This window comes from Ancylomarina sp. 16SWW S1-10-2, from assembly GCF_009669305.1.
Taxonomy (GTDB): Bacteria; Bacteroidota; Bacteroidia; order Bacteroidales; family Marinifilaceae; genus Ancylomarina.
In genome coordinates this window covers 51,297-76,000 of sequence record NZ_SADB01000015.1, presented here as the reverse complement: position 1 = coordinate 76,000, position 24,704 = coordinate 51,297, and the positions used below count along the sequence as shown (strand labels likewise).

Sequence of the window (24,704 nt, the reverse complement as noted above, 5' to 3'; positions counted from 1 at the left end):
TGCTTCACATCTTAAACATTATCAGCATATTGTGATTTCAAAAAAAATATGATTTTCAAATTAATTCGATATTTGATTGTACAACTGGTCTCTTATAAGCTAATAGAGTTTAGTGACAAAGTTATCTAAAATAATGATGAATTATTGTTTTTGTCTTGTGAATGTATATATATGGAAGGGAATGATTTTATTTTGATAAATGGTTTTTTAAGCTTGATATGTGTAATTTTTACTTGCCGCTTAGTTGCTGAGGTTTCTTTTGCTTACATTATTGACGGAATAAAGATGTTATTCTATCGATATAAAGAGAGTGAATTTTATTGAGGAGGAAATTAATTTAGGCTATATAATTCTTATGTGGTATAAATTAAAAAAAGGAAATCTTCAAATGAAAATTTCCTTTTTATTTCTCGGTGGGCGATATAGGATTCGAACCTATGACCCCTTGGGTGTAAACCAAGTGCTCTGAACCAACTGAGCTAATCGCCCGAGAATTCTATATTTTTTTTTGTTACAATTGTGGGCGATATAGGATTCGAACCTATGACCCCTTGGGTGTAAACCAAGTGCTCTGAACCAACTGAGCTAATCGCCCTTTCCCTTAATTGCGATGCAAATATAGGAGGGAATTTCTTTATACGCAAGCCCTAATTGAAAATAAATGAAAAAAACCTGCTCGTAGCCCTTTGTTTTTGCTGAAAATCTCTACTTTTAGAACTCATAAAAAATTGATTACATGGATAATAATTTAGAAAGTGACTGGAATAAACTTTTATATAAAATTTCTGAAGATTTTAATGTTGATGCAGATTTGAATGGCACTTTGCTGTTAATTGGCATTCAAGAACGGGAAGAAGGCTTTAAAGAAACCTATTCGAAAGATGATAAAATGGCTTTAATTAATTTGGCGACATGTCGTTTGCTGATGAAATTGAATTATTATTCCATTGAAGGGTATGATGATGATAAGTGGCCAATTTTCAAGAAAATTAAAATGATTCCTCCCTTTTCGAAGGATAAAGAAGATTTACTTTTGAAGTCTTCAATTGTAGAGTATTTTAAAGAGAGCGATTATCTTGAATTTTAATATTTTTATTTAAAATGACTAACCAAAAAATAAATCTATGAACAAACTCATTACTTTAAGTTTATTAATTCTTCTGACTCTGTCGTTTTCATGCAAAACTGCGGTTAAGCTGGGTAAAAAAGATCGTATTGTGCAGATCGATACGAAATATGGTGCCGTTAAGATTAAATTGTATGACGAAACGCCACTTCATCGGGATAATTTTATAAAGCTAGCTGATAAAGGATTTTTTGATGGTACTCTTTTTCATCGCGTAATTGATGGTTTTATGATTCAAGGTGGTGATCCTGATTCTAAGGGAGCAAAGGCAAATGTTATCTTAGGAGAAGGTGGACCTGGTTATGATATTCCTGCAGAATTCAATGCAAATTTATTTCACAAAAAAGGTGTTATTGCTGCTGCACGTGAGGGTGATAGGGTGAATCCGAAAAAAATGTCATCAGGATCTCAATTTTATATTGCTCAAGGTAAAGTTTACGAACCTGAGGAATTAGATCCGTTGGTAGCAAATATAAATAAAAAGCGGAACAAGGAGGTATTCGAAAATCAGCGCGAATTGTATAAAGATGAATTAATAAAACTTCAAAAGGATGGCGAGTATGAACTATTCAATACCAAGATGGAAGAGATGAAATCTAAAGTTGATTCTATTATGAATACTCAAACGCTCGTTTTAACTGATGCTATGAGAGAGGCATATTCTACCGTAGGAGGTATTCCTCACCTTGATCAGGCTTATACTGTTTTTGGTGAAGTAATTGAAGGATTGGATATTATTGATAAGATTGCTGCAGAAAAAACGGATAAAAATAATCGCCCTTTAGAGGATGTGGAAGTGAAAATTTCGATTATTCAATAACACGTTTAATTTAGAATTATAAGAAAAAGCTTCGATCATTCGAAGCTTTTTTGTTTTTTTGACTTGTCAAAGCTAATTAATCCTATGAAGCATTTAAAAACAATAATACTTATTTCATTTTTTGTGATGGTGTCATTCTCCTCAGGGGAATTATTTGCCCAAACGAAGTTGACGAATTCTATTATTTTGATCGAAACTAATTTGGGTAATATAAAATTGATGCTCTATAAGGATACGCCTAAACATCGTAAAAATTTTCTTCAGCTTATAGAAAACAAACATTTCGATGGCACTTTATTTTATCGAGTTATAAAAGGGTTTGTTCTGCAAGGTGGGTCGCAAGATTCTAGAAATGCTGCTGCTGGTATACAGATAGGTTATGGTAGTTCAAACAGAACGATAGAATCGGAATTTAATCCTCACCATTTTCACAAAAAAGGTGCTTTGGCTGCAGCTCGTCAGCCCGATAAAGTAAATGTTTTTAAAGAATCAGATGTTTCTCAATTCTATATTGTTCACGGTAGGGTTTATACATTGGAAGAACTGAAATCTTTAGAAAATGCTGTGAATAAGCCTTTAAAAAAGAGAATCACTAAACGATACCTAACATCTAAAAAGCGTCAGATTTTAGACTCATTAAAAAAACTTAAAAAGGTTAACGAGTTTAGAGCAATTGCAAACAAGATTAAGTCTAATATTACTTTCGATTATCAGAGTTCAAGAGATAAACTCGAATTTTCTGATGAACAAATAAAGGCCTTTACAACTATTGGAGGTGTGCCACATCTAGATAAAAATTATACTGTTTTTGGAGAAGTGATTGAAGGTTTTGATGTTATGGATAAAATTGCGAATCTGAAAACGGATAAGTTTGATAGACCTTACCAAGATGTGAAAATGAAAGTTAGAATATTAAAGTATTAAGTAGTTTTTAATTTTTCACGCAAAGTGCGCCAAGTATTTATTTTATCTGTTTCATACGCTAAGATCGCAAAGTGTTTTATTTAATTCTTTGCGTTCTCTGCGGTTTCTATCTTTGTGTACTTTGCGAGGCGTTTTTTCTTTTGTTTTACACAAAGTACATCAAGCTGTGTAGTTTGCTCAGAGACTTCTAGCTGCGCTGTATTAATATTCAACAATCTTTTTGTAACTTTGCCGACCTATTTGGTAGACTAAACAATACAATGATGATAGGTAAGATAAATGAGTTATTAGAAGAGTTAAGAGCTTTTACAGCGACTAATCTCGACGAAGTAGAGCAATTCAGAATTAAGCACCTGAGTAAAAAAGGAACAATTGCAGCTCTTTTTGGCGATTTTAAGAATGTGCCAAATGAAGAAAAAAAGACTGTAGGACAACTTTTGAATGAGTTAAAAACAACTGCTCTTGATAAAGTAAATGAACTAAAAGATAGTTTTACTAACTCTGATTTTGATAAATCTGGTTTAGATTTAAGTCTTCCTGCTGATTCAGTTAAACTTGGATCTCGTCATCCATTGTCAATGGTTAAGAATGAAATCATTGAGATTTTTTCTCGTCTAGGTTTTACAATTTCTGAAGGTCCAGAGATTGAAGATGATTGGCATAATTTCTCTGCCTTGAATTTTCCTGAAGAGCATCCAGCTCGTGATATGCAAGATACGTTCTTTATTGAGAAGGATCCTGATATTTTATTGCGTACGCATACATCATCGGTTCAAGCTCATGATATGTCTGAAATGGACTTGCCAATTCGTTGTTTAACACCTGGACGTGTATTTCGTAACGAAGCCATTTCTGCTCGTGCTCACTGTATTTTCCACCAAATTGAGTGTTTATACATTGATGAGAATGTTTCTTTTGCCGATTTGAAACAGACTTTAAGTTATTTTGCAAAGGAATTCTTTGGCGAGAAAACAGAGATTCGTTTACGTCCATCATATTTCCCATTTACTGAACCATCGGCCGAGGTTGATGTAACATGTTCGCTTTGTGGAGGAGAAGGTTGTAATGTATGTAAAGGTACAGGATGGCTTGAGATTCTTGGTTGTGGTATGGTTGATCCAAATGTTATGGAGCTTAATGGTATCGACAGTAAGAAATATACTGGTTTTGCATTGGGTATGGGTATTGAACGTATTGCTATGTTAAAGTACGGTATTAAAGACCTTCGTTTATTTTTTGAAAATGATATTCGTTTCCTTGAGCAGTTTTCTGCAGCAGGATTCTAGATTATCCATAAATATAAGATATAGATCCCGAGAGCTTTACAAGCTTTTGGGATTTTTTTTTTTGTAAGGAATTTGAGTTTGTTTTTCTACGAGTTTAATTACTATATTGAGTTGCCCTGTGGAAAGCTAAATTTGTCTTCTAAATTAACCTTCTAAATTTATATTTAATAGGGGTAATTTCGACAGTGTTGAGAGTTAGTTTTAAGATTTTAATACCCGATTTAGTTGTTTATTGATTTGGACAATATCTCGGTTTGATAAGTTAATTTTTAATGGCTTTGAAAATGAATCAAAATCAGAATCAAGTTTTTCCCAATTGCGATCAATTGGCGGCCTGTTTTTCTAAATCATTCAAACATTTGAATGCTGAACAGATGAATCTTCTTTTTTTTGAAGAGCAATGCTTATTACTTAAGCGAGGAAGTGTGATTTATGCAGAGGGCGACTCGGCAAAAGGATGCTATTTTGTGTATTCAGGTATTTTAAAGGTTTTTAAAACAGGACTTGAAGGGAAGGAACAGATTATCCGTTTTTCTAAATCAGGAGATATTATTGGTTTCCGATCTGCATTAAGCGAAGAGCCTGCGTGTACATCGTCTAAAGTAATTGAAGATGCCATTGTTTGTTTTATCCCTAATCACAGCCTAACCCAACTTATTGAAAAAAATCCGATGTTCTCAATGGAGCTCATAAAAATGACTTGTAAGGAACTGGGTGATGCGAACAGTTACATAACTGATATTGCTCAAAAATCGGTACGAGAACGCCTCGCAGAGGTACTTATGCAGCTTATGAATTCCTTTGGTCTTGATCAGGATAATTTTCTACAAATTTCATTAACTCGAGAAGAACTAGCTAATATTGTTGGAACAGCAACCGAATCGGTAATTCGTTTACTATCGGAGTTTAAAAATGCGGGTTATATCGAGATAAAAGGACGAAAAATAAAGATTGTAGATGTTCTCGCATTAAAGAGAGTTGGTGGTGTTTATTAATTACTGATTAAGGATTATTAATTTATAATTAAAGTGTAAATTTTTGTTCTTAGATCAATTTTGTCCTAATAATTGGTGCTTCGCCCAAACCAGACTTCATTTTTTGGCTTGATCCAAAAAACGAAGCAACCGAACGAAGTGAGCTCATGAGCGCCCGAAATAATATTTACGAATAAAAAAGATCAAGGCTCCTTTTTAAATTTCTTCCTTATTTGCCTCAAGCTTAAGTGCGGCCGGGTGATTTTCGAACAATCCGCCTTAGGCGGATCCCAGTCTTTCTAAAGCTTTCATAAAACGAAAAACATTTAAAGAAGATGCCATATTTTGAGGTGTTCAAAAATACGCCCTTTTTTTGGGACTCGTCATTCGTTAAATTACTATATGAAAATAAAATAAGAGGTGTGAGTGAAAATGTTTAGAATACTATTGTTCTTAGATAGACATAAGTTTAAAATATATTACTGCACTGTTCGTTCATTCGGATGGTGCTTTTTAGCTTAAAAGTTTGAAGTTGTGGGCGATTCCTTCTTTTGTATTTGCTTCTTGATTTTTACACTTCCACTTTTTTATTTCTCAATTTATGTTAAAAAATGTTAGCTCTGTTTTAAATCTACTACAAAAATAGTAGATTTGGTTTTGTTAAATCATTTATCACTAGCCCATTTATTATCATGAAGAAAACGCTTTGTTTATTAATCGTCTTAAGTTGTCTGCAATTTACATTGATTGCTCAGAATACTGAATTACTTGAACTGTGGCAGAAAAAAGATTGGAATGAATTAATAAGGACTTCTAATGCAAAAATACAAGCTGATAAAAGTAATTATCAGGCTTATTATTGGAAACAGTATGCCTTACTCGAACAAGGTAAAAATAAAGAAGCCATAGAGGTTTTAAAAGCGGCGTTTGAATCTTGTGAAAACAAGATTGAGGTTAGAAGGGAATTAGAAAATATTTATTTTGAGCAAGGTATGTATCTGCAAGCCAAATCGCTTCTCGATAGTTTGATTGCTCATCCCAAACCTGAGTACAGAAGCTTCGAACATAGAATCTTGATTCATGAATTTGAGAAGGAACCACAGGCTGCACTCGAACTTCTTCGAAAGGGTTGGGGATATAATCCTTCTATGTCTTTCTATTGGATACATTTGGGTGACAACCATAAAATCATAGGAGAGTTTAATTCAGCCATTCAGAATTATGAATCGGCTCTTGCCTTAAATCCTTCAGATTATCAAACCAGCAGTAAGTTGGCTCGCCTTTACCTGATGGATAATCCCAAAGCTGCGCTTGAAATTTGCCAATATGTTTTGGATAAAGACTCTACGAATGTTCGTTTTATACAAATAGCAGCATCGGCATACGTTAAATTGGAGAATGAAAAGGCAGCGCTTAAGCAATACGAAAAAGCGATGTTTTTAGGTGACTCAACTCTCAATACGATACGTAATGCAGGAATCCTATTTCAAAAATTTAAGAAGTCAGATAAGGCTTTGGATCTTTTAAATAAAGCTTATCAAATAGATAGTACTAATGTGAAAGTCGTTTTCTATTTGGCTATGGCTGAAACGTATCTTTTTAATCCCGATAGAGGACTCGAATTATTTGATGAATCATTGAAATTGATGCAAGCCGATTCTTCTATTTTATCGATGATATATAAGGAAAAAGGAATTATTTATGGTGATAAAAAAATGCATCAAAAAGCCTTAAATAATTACCTATTGGCTTATCAACTTAATCCTAAAAAGAAATTTTTCTTGTATTTAATTGCCGAGCAGTACGATGCCCTTAATAAGAAGCAAGAAGCCCTAAAATATTACCAACTCGTGATCGATGGTATTGATGAGAAGAGGGGTGTGGATATACTTACAGCCTCTATTCGCGACTACTCCAAATCTCGAATAGATAAGCTTAAAGAAGATTTGTTTATGGAGCGATAATTATGTTTAAATTTAAAAGTACAAAGGAGCATCATCTTATTCAGGTGATGTTTTTTTTTATCAAAGATGATGGTTTGTTTGATTATGTATCGAAAAATATTATCGATAATCTCCAAAACGGAAATAAATAATAAAAGCCCCTGTGAGTTGAGTTTTTGCAGGTAGGGGATGTGTTATTGCCACATTATCAAATCATTAATTTTGTTCTAGAATTATTTTTTTTTTGATTATTCTTTTTTTTATGATTAATTTGAAGTGTCTTAAAAATATTTTTTAACCCCAAATACCTAAAAATTATGAATGATAAAGAAAGCTTTGAAAGTTTAAAACCCAATTACGATGCCATAGAGAAAAATGAAATTAAACAACCCAACTTACCTGTTGATGTGGCGAATGATGAAGCTATGTATTTGTACGAAATTGCAATACGCGACAAAGTTAAGTTTGCGAGCACTGATGTAGATGTAGCATTAATTGAAAGCCTTCCGGTAAGAGTTGGTGGCTTGCGTTATGCACAATCGCGGTGGACACAAGTTTTTGCAGAAAAATCGGACGCTGAAAAGCAGTGGAGTTTAATATCGGCTGAAGGCTTTGAATTGCGTGACGAGATTTTGCATTTCTGCCGATATGCTTATCGAAAAGATAAGGCTTTAATGGATATTGTATACCGAATTGCCGATGGGGCGACCAATGCTGATATGATTCAGGATTTATCAGAACTATCGATGCTAGGTAAGAATAACCCAAGTCAGCTCGAAGCTGTCAGTTTCGATTTATTAAAGCTTGACAGGGCTGCCGAGTTAGCTGAACAAGGTGGCTTGTTGCTAGGTAAAGTAAATGGCGACAGAGACGATAATCTTAAAGTTGATAAAGACATGCGCGATCGTGCCTTTAATTACCTTAAAGAGGCTGTTGATAACATTCGTGAGGCAGGTCGTTTCTTGTTTTGGAAAGATGAAGAGAAAGCAGAACAGTATACCAGTGCTTATTTTAGAAAGTTAAGAGAGGCACGAGAAAAGAAAGAGGAACAAGACGCCTAAAGCTCTGAAAGCCCCGAGAAGACTACTCCCTTTTCAGAAGGATACCTTAAATCACAGAAGGGAGCCATTTTTTTCAGAAGGGCGGGTAAAATTCCAGAAGATTTGAGAAAAATATCAGAAGGAAGGGGTAAAACAGAGAAGGATGACATTAAATTACGAAGGGGACTATTTTTTTTGAGATGGGCTTCTTTTAAGATAATTTTAAAATTTTACATGATTAAAACGGACTAAGACGACAAGCTTAGCCCGCTTTTTTATGCCTTATAGTTTCTATTTTAAAATGAAATAGATTTAAGCTGATACGAGTTTTGTTATTTGTTTTATATGATCTTCTTATAGTTATTATGTATGAATTTTTACGAGATGTTAAATAGCTTACGAGTAAATAAGCACCAATCATTTTCGTGTATTTACCTTTTAAGGTAGACTCTTATTAGGGTACTTTAATTTGTGAAAATCAGTGAAATTTGTGGATTCCAATTTTTGAATAAGTAACACGACTTATTTATTATTAAGCCGATAATGAAATTGTTATGATTATTTTAACACAAATTAACATTATAGTGGGTTACTTTTCATAAAAAAAAGGAATAAAGATACAGTTACGATGGAGTATTCGAATAGGCTTTTTTCTATTTTTGCTTAAGTTAAACTTATAGATTAGATCTTTTACTCCTTTTGTTAGAGTTTATTAGTTGTAAAATGTATTAGTAATTCGAAATATATGAATGTTATAGATCATCAAGAATTAAAGGATATAATGACGCACTTAGCTGCTAAAAAAGCGACAGGAACTCCTCGCGAATTGGCTAAAAGGCTTGGTGTGTCAGAAAGAAACTTGTATCGTTTAATCTCGTGTTTACGAGATACAGGTGCTGATGTTTCCTATTCGAGAACTAGACGGAGCTATACGCTTAGGTAGCTTTTTGTGACTCATGTTTTTTACGAATAGAGCTAAAAATTATGTGTTGTGTATTAAAAATATTGTTCACTGCCAAATATGGCAGTGAACAATATTACCTTAGCCCTGTTATTAACAATACGTATTGTTATTAGCCGCTCTGGAAAAATAGATATTAATCCATTCTCAAGCCGGAAGCGGCCTAGTAGCTGAGCTACTCTTAAGCGTAGGCAAAGTTACTAAAATGAGATGACCTGCACAATTGACAACTGTTCGGGGAAGGAGGTGTTATTATTTCGTTATTATGAAGAAGAAAATTTCATTAACTAAAAATGAATTGAAAGAAAATGTTAAATTACTTGATACAGTTGTAAATAGGGCTGTTCAAGCAAAAATATTCGGAGGTTATATACCTCCTTCGTACCAACGTACAGTTTATGCAGAAAGCACTTATGTACGTGGTGTTTTTGTTCCGATTGTTTTTAAATAAACTAAATTCTAACGTTTAATTTATAGGGGGATGATATATCCCCCTGATTATATTATGAAGCTGAATAGTCTGGTAGTTAAAGTAACTAGTTTATGTAATTTGAATTGCTCTTATTGTTATGTTTATAATAAGGGGGACAAATCATACATAAAAGAACCTAATTTTATGGAAAAGCGAACTGTAAGTTTACTTTTAGAAAAGGTTAATAATCACTGTATATCTCACAACCAAAATAAATTTTTAATTATTTTTCATGGAGGTGAACCATTATTAGCGAAAAAAGAATTCTATAGTTTTTTTATTGAAGAAGCAGTTCGAATGGCTCCAACGGTGCAATTTGATTGGGCACTCCAAACAAATGGAGTACTTCTTGATAAAGATTGGGTCGAATTTTTAGGGAGTTTAAAGATTCAAATTGGTATTAGTTTGGATGGAACAAAAGAAGCAAATAAAGAACGTGTATATAGAAAAAATGGGGAGCCTGCGTATAATGAAATTATAAATGGACTTGAAAATATACAGGTATACGGTAAACAAGGGGTGCATCTTTTGAGTGTTATGAATACAAAAGAGGCGCCACAAAATGTATATGATCATTTTAAAGGGTTAAATATTTCTTCCGTTTCTTTTTTATATCCAGAAATGAATTATCTGCACTCTAAAATGGGTGAAAAGGTACCTAAAGTAGGTCTTTGGATGCAAGAGTTTTTTAAAATTTGGTTTAATGATAAAAATAAAAATAGTACTATTTATAAGCCATTTGACGCTATATTTCAAAAATTCTTAGGTTTTGAAGATTTAGGAGATGAATCTATTGGAAGAAGAAATAATGGAGTTTTGACCATTAAAACTAATGGCCAAATTGAAGCTGTGGATTCTTTGAAAATTTGTGGAGATGGATTTACATCTACGAGTTTTAATGTTGAAAATGATGAATTTAATGATGTTTTTGGTCATTCGTTAATTCATACCTATTATTACGCGCATAATGATAAATATTTGTGTTCGCAATGTAAGAATTGTTTGCTTGTTGATATTTGTGGTGGAGGACAACTTGCACATAGATATTCTGATGAAAATGAGTTTAATAATCCATCAATTTATTGTTATGAAATTATGAGATTTTATGTGTTTATGCAGAATCAACTTTTTGATTTGCTTCCCATGGAAATAAAGGATAAAACTAAAATTGAAAAAATAAATTTAGAAGATGTATTATCGTAAAGTAGTATTTGTTATAATGTTATTGTTTTTAAAAATATCTGCGTATTCTCAAGTGGATTTAAATTCTATAAATCATACAGGATTTAATTATTTTAGCATACAGGATACCTGCGAAACTTCCGAGTGTGATTCTATTCGCTTTATAGTTAAAAAAAAGGATACAAAACCAAAACCAGTTATTATTTTTATTCAAGGTTCGGGTAATGGCTCTTTAATAATATTAGATCAAAATCAATCCTATTCTATAATTGAATCATTAATACCTGCTGAATGTTTTGAGAAATATGATTTCGTTTTAGTATCTAAGCCTGGAGTACCGATTTGTGAAAGTTCTGAAAGTAGTCGTCAATTGTGGAATGCAAAACGAGGAGATTATAAGCTTTTCGTTAAAAATGATTACAAAGATTATTATGTGAATGCAATTGCTCAGGTAATTGACTTTTTAAAGAAACAGGATTTTGTTGATTCTCAAAAAATTTATTTGGTAGGTCATTCTCAGGGTAGCGCGATAGCTGCAAAAATAGCTGCTAAATACCCTGGAAAGGTTAGTAAATTAGTGTTTATGTCCGGATGTATTTTTGATCGTAAGTATCAGGAAATAAATTCTCTCAGGCAAAGGGCAGATTATCGGATAATTACTCATCGTAATGCACAATCGAAAATTGATAGTATTTATGAAAATTATAGAGATCTTAAAAAATCAATAAATTATTGTGTCGATACTACGAACTTAGATTATTATTTCTATAGAGATGATTATTCTTTTAATTTCGATCCTAGTTTGCAGTATTTGTTACAATTTAATCAACCAACTTTAGTCGTATATGGTAGTGCAGATCAAAAGTCAAGAGAATTAGATTTATTACCAATGTTTTATACTAGGGCTAATAAAGATAATTTAACCTTTAAGTGTTATCCTAATTATGATCATAACTATTTTGAAAGAGAATATGATACTAAAGGGAATATTCTAAGTGAAAAGTTTAATTGGATAGATGTGTTTAAGGCTGTAGATGATTGGTTGTCAGACTAATGTGGCCTATGATTTATTTTTGTGAGTATGAAATTAAAAAGGTTTGTTCGTTTTTATTAGATAGAGGACCTTATGGTAGTCGCATCTCAAATGAAATATTTGAAGAGTTTGGTTGAGCAACATATTTTTTGGATAATTATAAGTGATGGTATTTTAAAGGATATTTAATTTGATAAACGTTCCTTTGAAGAAATTGGTGTTTTTGTTTACTACAAAAGAAATTTGATTGTAACTGCTGATGTTGATAAATTGAATCTAGTGTGTTGGGAGAATAAGACCTTTATTTTTCAGATATTTGAAATCTTATGTTTTATTTTCCTTATTTTTAGCTTCATAAATTTTTATTGCTAATCTATACTCTGCCTTGAAAAAGAAATTCCCCCACTTTCGACAACTCGATGCCATGGACTGCGGACCTACCTGTCTGCGCATGATATCGAAGTTTTACGGTAAAACCTACAGCCTGCAATCGCTGCGCGATAAGTCCTATATTACTCGCGAAGGTGTGTCGATGATGGGTATTGCTGATGCCGCTGAGAGTATAGGTTTTCGGAGTATGGGAGTGCGAATCACCTTTCAGCAGTTAGCAGAACAAGCCACTTTGCCTGCTATTTGTCATTGGAACCAAGCGCATTTTGTTGTGGTTCATAAAATAGAAACCAAGAATAAGAAGACGACGGTGTATGTGGCAGATCCAGCATCGGGAATGCTTAAATTCACGAAAGAGGAGTTTCTAAAATCATGGGCATCGACCAAAGTAGAGGGAGAGTTAAAAGGCCTGTGTTTGCTGCTGGAACCAACGCCTGATTTTTATAAGACCAAGGACGAGAGTGACAAAAAGAAACAGAGTGTAGCCTTTCTTCTGCGTTACCTTAAACCCTACAAAAAATTTCTTTTCCAGTTGTTTTTGGGCATGCTTTTCGGAAGTATGCTGCAGCTTATTTTTCCATTCTTAACCCAATCGGTTGTCGATATTGGTATAAATACACAAAACTTGAGTTTCATTACCTTGGTTTTAGTTGCTCAGTTGGTACTGTTTATATCGCGTATTTCTGTTGAGTTTATTCGTTCCTGGATACTCTTACACATATCAACCCGCATCAATATTTCCCTAATTTCCGACTTCCTAATCAAGTTGATGAAGCTACCCATTGGTTTCTTCGACATTAAGATGATTGGTGACCTTTTGCAGCGTATACAAGACCATACGCGTATCGAGAATTTCCTCACATCATCTACCCTGAACATTCTGTTCTCTATGGTGAACTTGGTGATTTTTGGAATTGTATTAGCGATATATGATATGACTATCTTCGGTGTATTTGTTTTGGGGTCATCACTCTATATCATCTGGATTAACCTTTTTCTTAAGAGGCGTCGCGAACTCGATGGCAAAAGTTTTGCACAAATGTCAAGCAATCAAAATTCGCTAATTCAATTGATTACTGGGATGCAGGAAATTAAATTGAATAATTGCGAAAAGCAAAAGCGTTGGGAGTGGGAGAATATTCAGGCCGAACTTTTTAAGGTACGTACCAAGGGCTTGGCATTGAATCAGTACCAAGTATCAGGTTCTGTGTTTTTTAACGAAACAAAGAATATTGTTATCACCTTTTTAGCTGCACAAGCAGTTGTAAATGGTAGCATGACTTTGGGTATGATGCTGGCTGTTCAGTATATTCTTGGTCAGTTGAATTCTCCTATCGATAATTTGGTTCAATTTATTCATTCATGGCAAGATGCTAAAATTTCTCTAGAGCGATTGGGTGAGATTCACGAAATGGAAGACGAGGAATCGGATAAGGATGAAAAGTTAATTGAATTACCTGAGGATAAATCGATTCATATTGAGAAAGTCTGTTTTCAATACGAAGGACCTCACTCTGAGATGGTGCTTAATGAAGTTGATTTGAATGTTGCTAAAGGGAAAACGACTGCTATAGTTGGTGCTTCAGGTTCTGGAAAAACGACTTTAATAAAGCTTATGCTAGGGTTTTATCCTGCAACGAAGGGGAAAATCAATTTAGGCGGTATTTCTATTCAAAATTATAGCGCAGCCATGTGGCGTCAGAATTGTGGTGTCGTAATGCAAGATGGTTTTATCTTCTCAGATACCATTGCTAAAAATATTGCAGTTGGTGATGAGGTAATAGATAAAAAACGTCTGCTTTATGCTGTTCAGGTAGCATGCATTCATGAATTTATTGATAGTTTACCTTTGCGATACAATACAAAAATTGGAGCGAGTGGTCATGGTTTGAGCCAGGGACAAAAGCAAAGAATACTGATTGCACGCGCAGTTTATAAAGATCCAGAATTCTTATTTTTCGATGAAGCAACCAATTCTCTTGATGCTAATAATGAAAGAGCTATTATGGAGAATCTTAATGAATTTAATCAAGGAAGAACTGTTGTGGTTGTCGCTCATCGTTTAAGTACGGTTCGCAATGCGGATAAAATTATTGTACTCGAAAAAGGACAAATCGTTGAGCATGGTAACCATGATGATTTAACGAAGCTGAAAGGCAGGTATTATGAGCTTGTTAAGAATCAGCTAGAACTTGGAAATTAATTTTTTTTAGACGCAGATTAAAAAAATGATTAAATTATGATTTAAATTTTAAAAGTGAATTGTTTAAATATGAATTTTTTGAAAAATTACTGTACTCAATTTTAGATCATATTTTATCAGCGTCAAAAAAATAAAGAATAATGAACGATAATTATAAATATTCAGATATTACATCACTAATACTGAAAGCATTTTTTAATGTGTATAATGAATTAGGTTATGGTTTTCTCGAGAAGGTTTACGAGAATGCCTTAATTATTGAATTAAAGGAATTAGGATTGAATGTTCAACAACAAGCTCCTATTAAAGTTTTGTATGGGAAACAAATTGTTGGAGATTTTCTTGCAGATATTATCGTTAATGACCTTGTTATAATAGAATTAAAAGCCATCGAAAGGCTAAATCCAATTCATGAAGTACAACTTGTTAATTACTTAAAGGCTTCTGATATTGAAGTTGGTTTATTATTAAATTTTGGGAAAATACCTCAGTATAAACGTAGGGTCTTTTCAACCTAAATAGACTAGCAGTAAACTTTTATGATTTCAACTTTGTTTTTTTATCATAGTGAATCATATTTTATCAGCGTCGAAATATATAAACAGAATGTGCAATAACAAGCTCCTATTAAAGTTTTGGTAAAATAACTCAATATAAACGTAGGGTTCTTACAAACTAAATAGTCTAGCATCAAATTTTTATGATTTCACTATTGTTTTTTAATCATAGAGAATCATATTTTATCAGCGTCGAAATAAAGAAACAGAATGTGCAATAACAAGCTTCTATTAAAGTTTTGGTAAAATACTTCAGTATAAACGTAGGGTTCTTACAAACTAAATAGTCTAGCATCAAATTTTTATGATTTCACTATTGTTTTTTAATCATAGTGAATCATATTTTATCAGCGTCAAAATAAAAAAAAATGAGCGATAATATAGAATTAAGATCAGAGTCGGTGCAAGAGATTCTCGGGAAAATGCCTTCGTGGATTGTGAGGGTAGGTTCGGGATTGGTGTTTCTCGTTGTGTTAGTTCTTGTGGTTGGTTCCTGGTTTTTTTCTTATCCTGAGATTATTGAATCTAAATTGGTTTTGACGACTCAAAACCCTCCTGCTGAGTTAATAGCTCGTGCGAATGGTAAGATTGTTGACTTGAAGGTGGTCGATAAACAAAAGATAAAAGCAGGCGATTTGCTTGCAGTAATTGAGAATTCTGCTGATTTTGAAGATATGTTTTTATTAAGAGATGAACTTAAAAAAACGAGTTCTTTTCTTATTGATGATAAGAAAATTAACATCGTTTCTTCCAATAAAAGTTACAGACTTGGTGAAGTTCAGACACCGTTTAATACCTACTTAAAATCTTGTGCAGATTATAATCGTTTTATTGAACTGCAATATCATAAAAAGAAAAAGGCCTCTTTGCTTCAGAAGAAAAGCAATTATCGCATGTATTATAATCGTCAGTATAGGCAAAGAAATATACTAGAAAAGGAATTGTCAATTACTTATAAAGAGTTTAATAGAGATTCCTTACTTTATTCTCGAGGTGTAATATCTAAATCTGCATATCAGCAATCTGAGAAGAATTATTTGCAACAAAGCTATACTTTTCATGGCTCACGCTCTACTTTATCAGCAACTCAAATAGAAATAAATGAGCTTGATCAAGACATTATAGATCTAGATTTAGATAAGGAGAAGCAGAGAAAAGAATTGCAGGATGTGATTATCCAAACAAATGATAATTTAATAGCACAAATGGATATTTGGGAGCAGAATTATCTTTTGAAATCGCCAATTGACGGATCGGTAAGTTTCAATAGTTTTTGGTCGGCTAACCAAAATGTGAAGCAAGGTGACAAGGTTTTTACTGTTATTCCATCTGATTCCACACGAATTATTGCACGTGTTGAATTAGGTATGAATCGATCAGGGAAAGTAAAGCTTGGACAACGAGTTAATATTAAACTCAATAATTATCCATACATGGAATTTGGTATGCTCGAAGGACGTATCCGTTCAATTTCTCAGGTGCCCGAAGGAGATAACTACAGTTTGGATGTAGAGCTCTCTAATGGGCTTATAACAAGTTATGGTATTAAACTGAAATTCGCTCAAAAGATTGAAGGCGTTGCAGAAATAATTACGGAGGATCAACGTTTGCTCCAACGTATTTTTAATCCACTAAAAGCTTTATTAAAGGAGCATGTTGTAAAAGATTAATAATGTTTGATTGTTTAATGGTTTTATTGTTTTAATTGCTAAACTACTAAACTGCTAAACTGCTAAACTGTTGAACTGTTGAACTGTTGAACTGTTGAACTGTTGAACTGTTTTATTGTTACATTATAAAATTGTTGTCAATAGTCACTTGTGCAAAATCTATACTTTTCAACTCTTTCTCCTTTAACCTTTATCCTTTTTAACTCTTTAACCATTTGTATTCTTGTTTGTCTCACGCTTTTAGGCTAAATTAGATGTAAACATAAGTTTATGGGTATGCAAAAGGTCGCAGTTGGGGTAGATATTGGTGGTACGAATACCGTTTATGGTTTCGTAACAGAGGCTGGTGTTTGTCTTTTCCAGTCTTCTTTTTCCACGTCCAATTATCCAATTTTCGAGAATTTTGTTCGTGAGCTTGCCATGCATATTAAATCCAAGTACAAAACCTTAGATCGTAAATACAAGTTAGTGGGTGTTGGAGTTGGGGCTCCCAATGCTAGTTATCTCACAGGTTTCATAGAGGATGCTGTGAATCTGGTGTGGGGTAAACATTTGCCCTTGGTTAAACTTCTCGGTGCTCATTTACAATTACCAGTTGAACTAACCAATGATGCTAATGCCGCGGCTTTAGGTGAAATGCATTATGGTGGTGCCAAGGGAATGGAGAATTTTATGGTGATAACGCTTGGTACTGGCTTAGGATGTGGTTTGGTATTGGATGGGAAAATATATAATGGAAATGAAGGCTATGCTGGTGAAATGGGGCATATTATTGTACGTGAACAAGGACGTTCTTGCTCCTGTGGAAGAAAAGGCTGCCTTGAAACCTATGTGTCGGCAAAAGGCATTAAAAGAACTGTAAGTAAACTTTTGGCAAAGTATGATGGTCCATCCGTTTTACGTGATATCCCATTTAATAAATTCTCTGCAAGAAAATTAGCTATTGCTGCGTATAATGGCGATAAGGTGGCTATTGAATCTTTTGAATATACGGGGCGATTATTAGGTAAAACACTTGCTAATGTTGCAGCAATTTTTAATCCCGAAGCCATTTTTCTTTCAGGAGGTCTTGCAAAGGCAGGCGATTTGATTTTAAAGCCAACTCAATTTCATATGGAATCTAATCTTCTTTCTGTTTTAAAAGGAAAAATAAAACTTAATTTATCTTCTATCAAATCAAATGCAGGAGTTCTTGGCTCTGCTGCTTTAGTTTTTATGAGCGGGCATTAATAATTATGCTTTTGCACCGACAAAAGCTTTATTTATTTCTTCAATAGGAACGATATTTTTATACAATAAAAAATCATCTAATTCTTCTCGTGTTTTGAATTTAACTTTCGGTTCTATTCGATCTTTGAGATAATTTGTTAATGACTTTAGTGTTCTAAAATACCGGTAGTATTTATCTTCAAAATTATAAACATAGCAAATTTCTTTCTCTTCTTTTAAAGAAAGCTGATAAGTTTCTATACCTCTTTCGCGACGTAAATACTCAATATTTAGTAGTGTGATTTTATTCATATAAAAAAGATATGCATATATATTAATGCTTAAAGATATAATAATATGCATACGAAATTTAATTTTATCAGGTTTATTTGTCTGTTAATCTACTAAATATGTCTATTTACCATTATTTGTCAAAAAGAAGATTCCTCATTTAGTCAAGATTAAGCGTTTTATTTTTGTTCTTAAATACTTGATAATTAAGACTAACGAATCTTTTACTATTTTAATTTATACTTCTTTTCTCTTTTGTATTGACTCTTAACTATAGCGTTATTTATTATCATTACTTTTTAATTAGTATAGCCTATCGTGTTTTTCAATTTACAAGCACATTTAATATGAATATTGAATAAATCTTGATGTTTTATTAAGGAAGAAAAAAAAATTAATGGGGTATTTGTTGCTGAATAAATTATGTTTTTCACAGCCAAAAATATATTTGATCCTTCTGAATGCTCTAGTTTTACTTAATTATTTTATCAGATCTAATTTCTCTTATCATATTATTTAATGAATTATTGGCTTTGTTTATATGTAATCATTTAGTATATAGGTTAATAAACTTTTATATTAGATATATTATTATTAAATTGATATAGTGTTATCAAAATATATATTCAGTCTGTATTGATGTAAACAACTAGTACCATAGATATGACACGACTAACTGATCTACAAATCCTCTGAATCTCTATCAGGGGATTTGTTTTGTTCTATTGTTAATTTCTCGTTTTGATTCTTATCTGATTCAGGATATTATTTTACCTTGCTACTTTCTCAATATTAATTTGAATTACGATATGCTCAGATTTGTTTCCTGTTTATTGTTTTGTTGTAGTTATTTTATTGGCTTATCACAAACTAATATAAAACCATTTGCCTCACATAATCAAGCTCCTTTGATTCATTCTTATGGTCTACCTAATACTGAAGGAGGAAAAATAGTTGAAAAGGGTAAATTTTCAATGTCTTCAATTTTCAATTTATCAAGCAATAGTACCAATGCTCTTTTTCAAAATGAGATTGTTTATTTTGATGGTGAGATGGCTCGCCTTGATCTAAATGCTAAATATGGAATTGCGGAACGTTTTGAGATTGGCCTAAATCTACCCTTTGTTAATCATTCCAGTGGTTTTATGGATTCAAGTATTGACGGTTTCCATAGTGCTTTAGGTCTTTCAGGTGGTGCTCGTGGTGTCACTCCAAAAGGAGAGATGCACTATGTGTATTCAAGGGATGGTATAATCCTTTTTAATATTGATGAACCTTCGTTTGGTATTGGTGATATCAGTTTCGAATTAGGCTTAAAACTCCTTGAGCACAAAACGCATTCAATGGCTTTACGTGCTTACCTTAAGTTGAATAATGCCGATAAAAAGAAATTGCTGGGAAGTGGAACGGTCGATTTTTCATTCCAGTTTTCTGGTCAAACTACGGGTGTTGGCCCAAGACCGGCTTACTTTTTTTATTCTTTGGGCTATTTACGTGTTGGAAAAGGATCTTTGTTGGAAGATATGCAGAGTAGGAATGTAACTTTTGCTTCTTTGGGTCTAGCCGTAAAAGCAACTTCGTTATTTGTACCTAAAGTTCAGTTCGATTATCATTCTAAGTTTTTTAAAAATTCAATGACTGAAGAATTAGGTGACTCTGGTTTGCAACTCCTCTTGGGAGCTGACTTTATTCTTAATGAAAATTTGATTCTTACTGGAGGCTTCTCCGAGGATATTAAAATTAATACATCACCAGATTTTCTTCTTCATTTGGCCTTAAACTATACTTTTTAATACTCAAGAATTACCCATAATTGAAATTTAAGATGATAAATAATTGTTGATTAAACTCATTGCTTTACATACTGTGTTTTGATTCATTAATACTTAATTGTACATTGTTCGCTTAAATTATAAACTGAAATAGAATGAGCATTATAGGAAATATTATTTGGATTATTTTTGGAGGAATTTTTATTTTCTTGGAGTATATAATTGCTGGTATCCTCATGTGCTGTACAATTGTTGGTATACCTTTCGGTTTAAAAGCTATTCAATTCTCTATTTTGGGCTTAGCACCTTTCGGACAGAAAGTTGTTCCCAATGAAAGTGCTGGCGGTTGTCTTAGCCTAATCTTAAATATATTTTGGCTTATTTTTGGAGGCATATGGATTGCCTTAACTCACCTCGTATTTGCAATTCTTTTTGCCATTACAATTATAGGTATTCCTTTTGCCGCTCAGCATATTAAATTAGCCGGTTTTGCTTTAGCACCCTTTGGAAAATCATTAAGGTAGTTATGTAATCTTATTGGCTATAAGATGAATCTCAAATGCTAAATATAAAATAGGGGATTTTAAATCACCACCTTATTATAAACTCTGTTTTCCCTAGTTTGGGATAATATAAGAGACTTCCTCCGTGTGCTCTTACTATTTGTCTGGAGTAACTTAATCCAATACCAGAACCGCTCTCTTTTGTAGTAAAGAAAGGCACGAATATATTGTCTTGAATTTCTTCAGGAATCCCAGGACCATTATCCGAAACGATTATCTCTGTTGTAGCGCCATTTTGCTTTGCGCTTACTTTTATTTTAGGTTCTAGATTTATATTCTTTGTTTCGTCATGAAAAGCTTCCGAGGCATTTTTAACCAAATTAATAATAACCTGAATCAGCATTTGTTCATCTGCTATAAAGCTAAAATCGGTACTTGGTGTATCAAGTTTAAGTTGTCCTGAAAAATTCTCTTTAATAGGAGATAAAAGAATATTTAAGCGATCGAAAAAACCATTTGCATTAATTCTGTTTAGTTGTGGGATAGGTGCTTTAGAAAGGACTCTATACGATTGAACAAATTGAATTAAATCCTGATTGGTTTGGGTAATCACATTTAAGCCATCCAGTGTTTTTCTTACATCTGAATCTTGTTTGTTACCAACATGTTTTTGCTGTTTATTTTCCCAAATCTGTTTTAGGGATTGTGAAATTGAAGTAATAGGAGCAAGCGAATTCATAATTTCATGACTAAGAACTCGTATCAATTTCACCCAAGCATCAATTTCTTTACGTTCCAATTCGCCTCTAATATCTTGTATGGTAATCAGTTTAACCTCTTCTTTATCTATGCGAATAAGAGAACAACGAGTCATAACCTGAATGTGTTCGTTTTTTGTAGTTAAGTTGAGTACTTTTCGTTGTTTATTTTTCAACTTTGATAAGTCTACATTAAACTTTGGATCTATTCTATCTAACTGTTTAATGTGAGTGAAAGTATCTAAACCAAGAAGTTCTAAACTTGCCGAATTAACGTCGGTAACAAATCCATCTTCAGTAATTACGATAACACCTGTGGCTATGTTTTGAAGTATTTCAGCAAAATACGTTTCTTTTATCTTGCTTTTCATCTGAACGTTTTGAATAATTCCGTTTAGTTCGTTCAAGCTGATACTTAATTCATCGATAATTTTATTACCCGACTTTTTAGGGAAGTGTAGGGTTGTATCTTTATTTTTTATGGCCTGAACAAAGTAATTCATTTGCTTGTGAGTTTTGTTCAGAAACAGCATAAATGACCATGCCCAATATATTTCTATAATTAGGCATATTCCAAAACTATAATAAAACTGAATAGAGAAGGTGTAACCTATCGCAATTGCGACTGCTATAAGGCTTATTATCCTCAGAAATAAAATGGAGTTATAATATTTATATCCCATATTTCTTTATTTTATTGTATAAGGTTTGGCGTGAAATTCCTAGTTGATTGGACACGGCAGTAAGGTTTCCCATCTGTTTTTCAATGGCAGCCGTAATAAGTTGTTTTTCCATATCCTCCAGAGTTCCTCCGTAGGATTCTACTTTTGTAAATTCATCCATTTTGAACACAAAATTGTGTGTTCCAATTAAATGATCGTCACAAAGAATAACCGCTTTTTCAATGGCATGTTGCAGTTCCCGTACATTGCCCGGCCAAGTATAATTTTGAAGTTTTGTAATGGCTTTATCTGATATGTTTAGCCCTTTTTTATTGTATTTATCTGCATATAGTTTCATAAAATGAGAGACTAGTTTGGGAATATCATCTTGTCTGTCTCTTAATGGAGGCAATTCAATTTGAATCGTGTTTATTCGATAAAGTAAATCTTCCCTAAACAATCCTTCACCTACCATTTTGCTGAGTTTACAGTTAGTTGCACAAACCAAACGAATATCAATATCTACGGGCTTATTTTCACCTACTCGGGTTAAAGATCTATTTTGTAAAACAGCTAATAATTTGGCTTGCATGGGTAAGGATAGGTTACCAATTTCATCAAGAAAAAGGGTTCCGTGGTTTGAAGCTTCTATTTTGCCCATTCTATCAGATTGCGCGTCGGTAAAAGCACCTTTTTTATGTCCAAACAATTCGCTTTCAAAAAGAGATTCCGCAATAGATCCCATGTCTACATGAACCATTACATTTTGAGATTGGTTCGATAGCCTATGAATTTCTCTAGCAATCAGTTCTTTTCCGGTGCCATTTTCTCCTGTAATCAGAATATTTGCATCGGTGCTAGCTACTTTTTTTACAAGTTTCATTAAATTTTGCCAAACCAATGAATTGCCAATAATCAAATTTTCCTTGGAATTAAGTTGAGCAACCAGCTCGTTTTCCTTTAATTTTAAGGAAGAAACTTCTTTTTTAGATCGACTAAGTTTCCATGCCATTTCAATGGTAGCCAACATTTTTTCATTTTCCCATGGTTTCAGCACAAAATCGGCAGCTCCATTTCGTACAGCTTTTACGGCTAATTCTACGTCGCCATATGCTGTAATCATCACCACGCTAATGCCCGAATTATAGTCCAATATCTGGTTTAACCAATAAATACCTTCATTGCCCGTATTAATACCCGCCTTAAAATTCATATCCAAAAGAACAACATCGTAGTTATCGGCTTTTAGCTCTGTCATTAAGCAATTGGGGGTAGAAATACATTTCAATTTCTTACAGTAAGTTGTTAACAATAAATCTAAAGCTGAGAGTATACTTTTATTGTCGTCTACGATGAGAATTCTAGCGTCTTTCATATTGGAAACTGATGAGATATTATACAAAATCTATATAACATCATGTAATTTTTATCTAATGTATAAAGCTTTTCAAAATATTAGACACGACCTGTCAATAAATTTGACACTCTAACTTGATCGGTTATGTGTAAAGTGTTGTTTATTTGGCTATTGTGTGTGGTGGCATGAAGTTAGCTATAAATATGATGAAATTTATGAATCAATAATATTTCACAATTGATTAATCTAAAGAAAATACTTTGTATGTCGATGGATAGAAAAATAGAAAAGAAAAAAGGTATTAAAGCCAAGCATATTTACATTTTTAGCATAGCTGTTATTGTTTTAATTTTATCGGGTAAGATGATTTTTGGGTCGCAGTCTTCAACTTTTCGTGCCGAGGTAGATAAGCTCAATATTGCTGAAGTGAATGCGGGAAGTTTTAAGGATTATGTATCGATAATTGGTATGGTAGAACCTAAAACGACTATTTATTTAGATCTCGAAGAGGGTGGTAAGGTTGTTGAAAAACTGATTGACGAAGGTGAAACCGTGAAGAAAGGTGATGTGATTGTCAAATTGGTTAATAATGATCTCAAATTACAAATTCTTAATACTGAATCTTCATTGGCTTATCAGTCCAACGAGTTACGAAACACACTTATAAGCATGGAGCAGCAGAAGATCACTAATCTACAGCAACTACTTAGTATCGATACTGATATCATAAAACTAAAGCGACATTATGAACAAAATTTAATGCTTTTTGAAAAGGGGTTTATATCAGAGGAAGATTTTCTTACTTCTAAGGAAAACTATAATTTTTCTCTTCGTGATAGAGAACTGAGACACCAACGTATGGTTCAGGATTCCATTTTTCGTGCTAATCAAAAATTGCAAATGAATAGCAGTTTAATGACTATGAAACAGAATTTGGAAATGGTAAGAGAACGTTTAGAAAATTTGAATATTAAAGCTCCAGCTGATGGTCAGTTGGGAAGTTTGGATATTGAGATTGGTCAATCTATAAACCGTGGAGAACGAATAGGACAGTTGCATATTCTAAACGATTTTAAAATTGTTGCCGATGTCGATGAACATTATATTGATAGAGTTAGAAGAGGTCTTGCCAGTTCGTTCACAAGAAATGGAAAAGAGTACAAACAAATCACAAAAAAAGTTTACCCAGAAGTACGGGATGGCCGATTTAAAGTGGATTTAGTTTTTGATGGAGATTCGCCTAAAAGTTTACGTACAGGACAGACCTATCATCTTAAATTGGAGCTAGGAAAACCAGTTGATGCACTTTTATTACCAAGAGGTGGGTTTTTTCAAAGCACTGGCGGACAATGGGTATTTGTTTTAGATAAATCGGGTGATTTTGCGACAAAGCGAGCGATTAAAATTGGTAGACAGAACTCGAAATATTTTGAGGTTTTGGAAGGATTGGAAGCTGGAGAACAAGTGATAATCAATAATTACGAAAGCTTTGGTAATAACGACATAATAGAGTTTAAATAACTCAAATATAAAGAGAAGTAAGGATAAAGGTTAAAGTGAAATAAAGGCCG

The 24,704-nt window shown here is 33.1% G+C and carries 21 protein-coding genes and 2 tRNA genes; 18 read left to right on the top strand and 5 right to left on the bottom strand.

Going from position 1 to position 24,704, the window contains the following annotated elements; translation table 11 throughout:
- Nucleotides 1-414 precede the first annotated feature (414 nt).
- Both EMN46_RS13135 and EMN46_RS13130 read right to left on the bottom strand, forming a co-directional pair.
- A tRNA-Val gene (locus EMN46_RS13135) sits at nt 415-489 on the bottom strand.
- A gap of 31 nt (nt 490-520) precedes the next feature.
- Nucleotides 521-595: transfer RNA gene (locus EMN46_RS13130), tRNA-Val, on the bottom strand.
- A 141-nt stretch (nt 596-736) separates the two neighbouring features.
- Between EMN46_RS13130 and EMN46_RS13125 the strand changes: the two genes are divergently transcribed.
- From EMN46_RS13125 to EMN46_RS13055, 15 genes are all read left to right on the top strand, one after another.
- On the top strand, nt 737-1,087 hold the full coding sequence (locus EMN46_RS13125) for a hypothetical protein (RefSeq protein ID WP_154201278.1): 351 nt from the start codon (nt 737-739) through the stop codon (nt 1,085-1,087).
- A 37-nt stretch (nt 1,088-1,124) separates the two neighbouring features.
- On the top strand, nt 1,125-1,946 hold the full coding sequence (locus tag EMN46_RS13120; RefSeq protein WP_154201277.1) for a peptidylprolyl isomerase: 822 nt from the start codon (nt 1,125-1,127) through the stop codon (nt 1,944-1,946).
- A gap of 84 nt (nt 1,947-2,030) precedes the next feature.
- Entirely contained in the window at nt 2,031-2,870 is an 840-nt protein-coding gene (locus EMN46_RS13115; protein ID WP_154201276.1) for a peptidylprolyl isomerase, read from the top strand.
- A gap of 263 nt (nt 2,871-3,133) precedes the next feature.
- The gene (gene pheS / locus EMN46_RS13110; RefSeq protein ID WP_154201275.1) at nt 3,134-4,156 is read left to right on the top strand and encodes a phenylalanine--tRNA ligase subunit alpha; all 1,023 of its coding nucleotides are present in this window, start codon (nt 3,134-3,136) and stop codon (nt 4,154-4,156) included.
- Nucleotides 4,157-4,440: 284 nt separating this feature from the next.
- On the top strand, nt 4,441-5,151 hold the full coding sequence (locus EMN46_RS13105) for a Crp/Fnr family transcriptional regulator (RefSeq protein ID WP_154201274.1): 711 nt from the start codon (nt 4,441-4,443) through the stop codon (nt 5,149-5,151).
- Between the two features lie 671 nt (nt 5,152-5,822).
- Nucleotides 5,823-7,094: a hypothetical protein gene (locus tag EMN46_RS13100; RefSeq protein ID WP_154201273.1), complete on the top strand. Its 1,272-nt coding sequence runs from the start codon at nt 5,823-5,825 to the stop codon at nt 7,092-7,094.
- Nucleotides 7,095-7,390: 296 nt separating this feature from the next.
- Nucleotides 7,391-8,134 carry a hypothetical protein gene (locus tag EMN46_RS13095; RefSeq protein ID WP_154201272.1) on the top strand — a complete coding sequence of 248 codons (744 nt, stop codon included), beginning with the start codon at nt 7,391-7,393 and terminating at the stop codon, nt 8,132-8,134.
- Nucleotides 8,135-8,858: 724 nt separating this feature from the next.
- Nucleotides 8,859-9,056 carry an HTH domain-containing protein gene (locus tag EMN46_RS13090; protein WP_154201271.1) on the top strand — a complete coding sequence of 66 codons (198 nt, stop codon included), beginning with the start codon at nt 8,859-8,861 and terminating at the stop codon, nt 9,054-9,056.
- Between the two features lie 283 nt (nt 9,057-9,339).
- Complete coding sequence (locus tag EMN46_RS13085) at nt 9,340-9,525, top strand: hypothetical protein (protein ID WP_154201270.1); 186 nt, start codon at nt 9,340-9,342, stop codon at nt 9,523-9,525.
- A gap of 30 nt (nt 9,526-9,555) precedes the next feature.
- A complete protein-coding gene (locus tag EMN46_RS13080) occupies nt 9,556-10,749 on the top strand; it encodes a radical SAM protein (protein ID WP_154201269.1) in 1,194 nt (397 codons plus the stop codon).
- A complete protein-coding gene (locus tag EMN46_RS13075; RefSeq protein ID WP_154201268.1) occupies nt 10,736-11,782 on the top strand; it encodes an alpha/beta hydrolase in 1,047 nt (348 codons plus the stop codon). Before EMN46_RS13080 ends, EMN46_RS13075 begins: the two co-directional genes overlap by 14 nt.
- A gap of 364 nt (nt 11,783-12,146) precedes the next feature.
- Nucleotides 12,147-14,354 carry a peptidase domain-containing ABC transporter gene (locus tag EMN46_RS13070; RefSeq protein ID WP_154201267.1) on the top strand — a complete coding sequence of 736 codons (2,208 nt, stop codon included), beginning with the start codon at nt 12,147-12,149 and terminating at the stop codon, nt 14,352-14,354.
- 140 nt (nt 14,355-14,494) lie between these two features.
- The gene (locus EMN46_RS13065) at nt 14,495-14,872 is read left to right on the top strand and encodes a GxxExxY protein (protein WP_154201266.1); all 378 of its coding nucleotides are present in this window, start codon (nt 14,495-14,497) and stop codon (nt 14,870-14,872) included.
- A gap of 407 nt (nt 14,873-15,279) precedes the next feature.
- On the top strand, nt 15,280-16,581 hold the full coding sequence (locus EMN46_RS13060; RefSeq protein WP_154201265.1) for an HlyD family secretion protein: 1,302 nt from the start codon (nt 15,280-15,282) through the stop codon (nt 16,579-16,581).
- A gap of 276 nt (nt 16,582-16,857) precedes the next feature.
- Nucleotides 16,858-17,811 (top strand): ROK family protein, encoded by a 954-nt coding sequence (locus tag EMN46_RS13055; protein WP_154201264.1) that lies wholly within the window; start codon nt 16,858-16,860, stop codon nt 17,809-17,811.
- Between the two features lie 3 nt (nt 17,812-17,814).
- Here the strand turns inward: EMN46_RS13055 and EMN46_RS13050 are convergent, their stop codons facing one another.
- On the bottom strand, nt 17,815-18,102 hold the full coding sequence (locus tag EMN46_RS13050; RefSeq protein WP_154201263.1) for a hypothetical protein: 288 nt from the start codon (nt 18,100-18,102) through the stop codon (nt 17,815-17,817).
- A 788-nt stretch (nt 18,103-18,890) separates the two neighbouring features.
- Here EMN46_RS13050 and EMN46_RS13045 point away from each other — a divergent pair.
- Together EMN46_RS13045 and EMN46_RS13040 are read left to right on the top strand one after the other, a co-directional pair.
- Nucleotides 18,891-19,874, top strand: coding sequence for a DUF3187 family protein (locus EMN46_RS13045; RefSeq protein ID WP_154201262.1), 984 nt, complete (start codon nt 18,891-18,893; stop codon nt 19,872-19,874).
- Between the two features lie 134 nt (nt 19,875-20,008).
- Nucleotides 20,009-20,377 (top strand): YccF domain-containing protein, encoded by a 369-nt coding sequence (locus tag EMN46_RS13040; RefSeq protein WP_154201261.1) that lies wholly within the window; start codon nt 20,009-20,011, stop codon nt 20,375-20,377.
- A gap of 64 nt (nt 20,378-20,441) precedes the next feature.
- Here the strand turns inward: EMN46_RS13040 and EMN46_RS13035 are convergent, their stop codons facing one another.
- Both EMN46_RS13035 and EMN46_RS13030 read right to left on the bottom strand, forming a co-directional pair.
- The gene (locus tag EMN46_RS13035) at nt 20,442-21,797 is read right to left on the bottom strand and encodes a PAS domain-containing sensor histidine kinase (protein ID WP_154201260.1); all 1,356 of its coding nucleotides are present in this window, start codon (nt 21,795-21,797) and stop codon (nt 20,442-20,444) included.
- Complete coding sequence (locus EMN46_RS13030; RefSeq protein WP_154201259.1) at nt 21,787-23,151, bottom strand: sigma-54 dependent transcriptional regulator; 1,365 nt, start codon at nt 23,149-23,151, stop codon at nt 21,787-21,789. The genes EMN46_RS13035 and EMN46_RS13030 overlap by 11 nt, the downstream gene beginning before the upstream one ends.
- A gap of 246 nt (nt 23,152-23,397) precedes the next feature.
- Here EMN46_RS13030 and EMN46_RS13025 point away from each other — a divergent pair, with 246 nt between their 5' ends.
- A complete protein-coding gene (locus EMN46_RS13025; RefSeq protein ID WP_229130371.1) occupies nt 23,398-24,654 on the top strand; it encodes an efflux RND transporter periplasmic adaptor subunit in 1,257 nt (418 codons plus the stop codon).
- Nucleotides 24,655-24,704 lie beyond the last annotated feature (50 nt).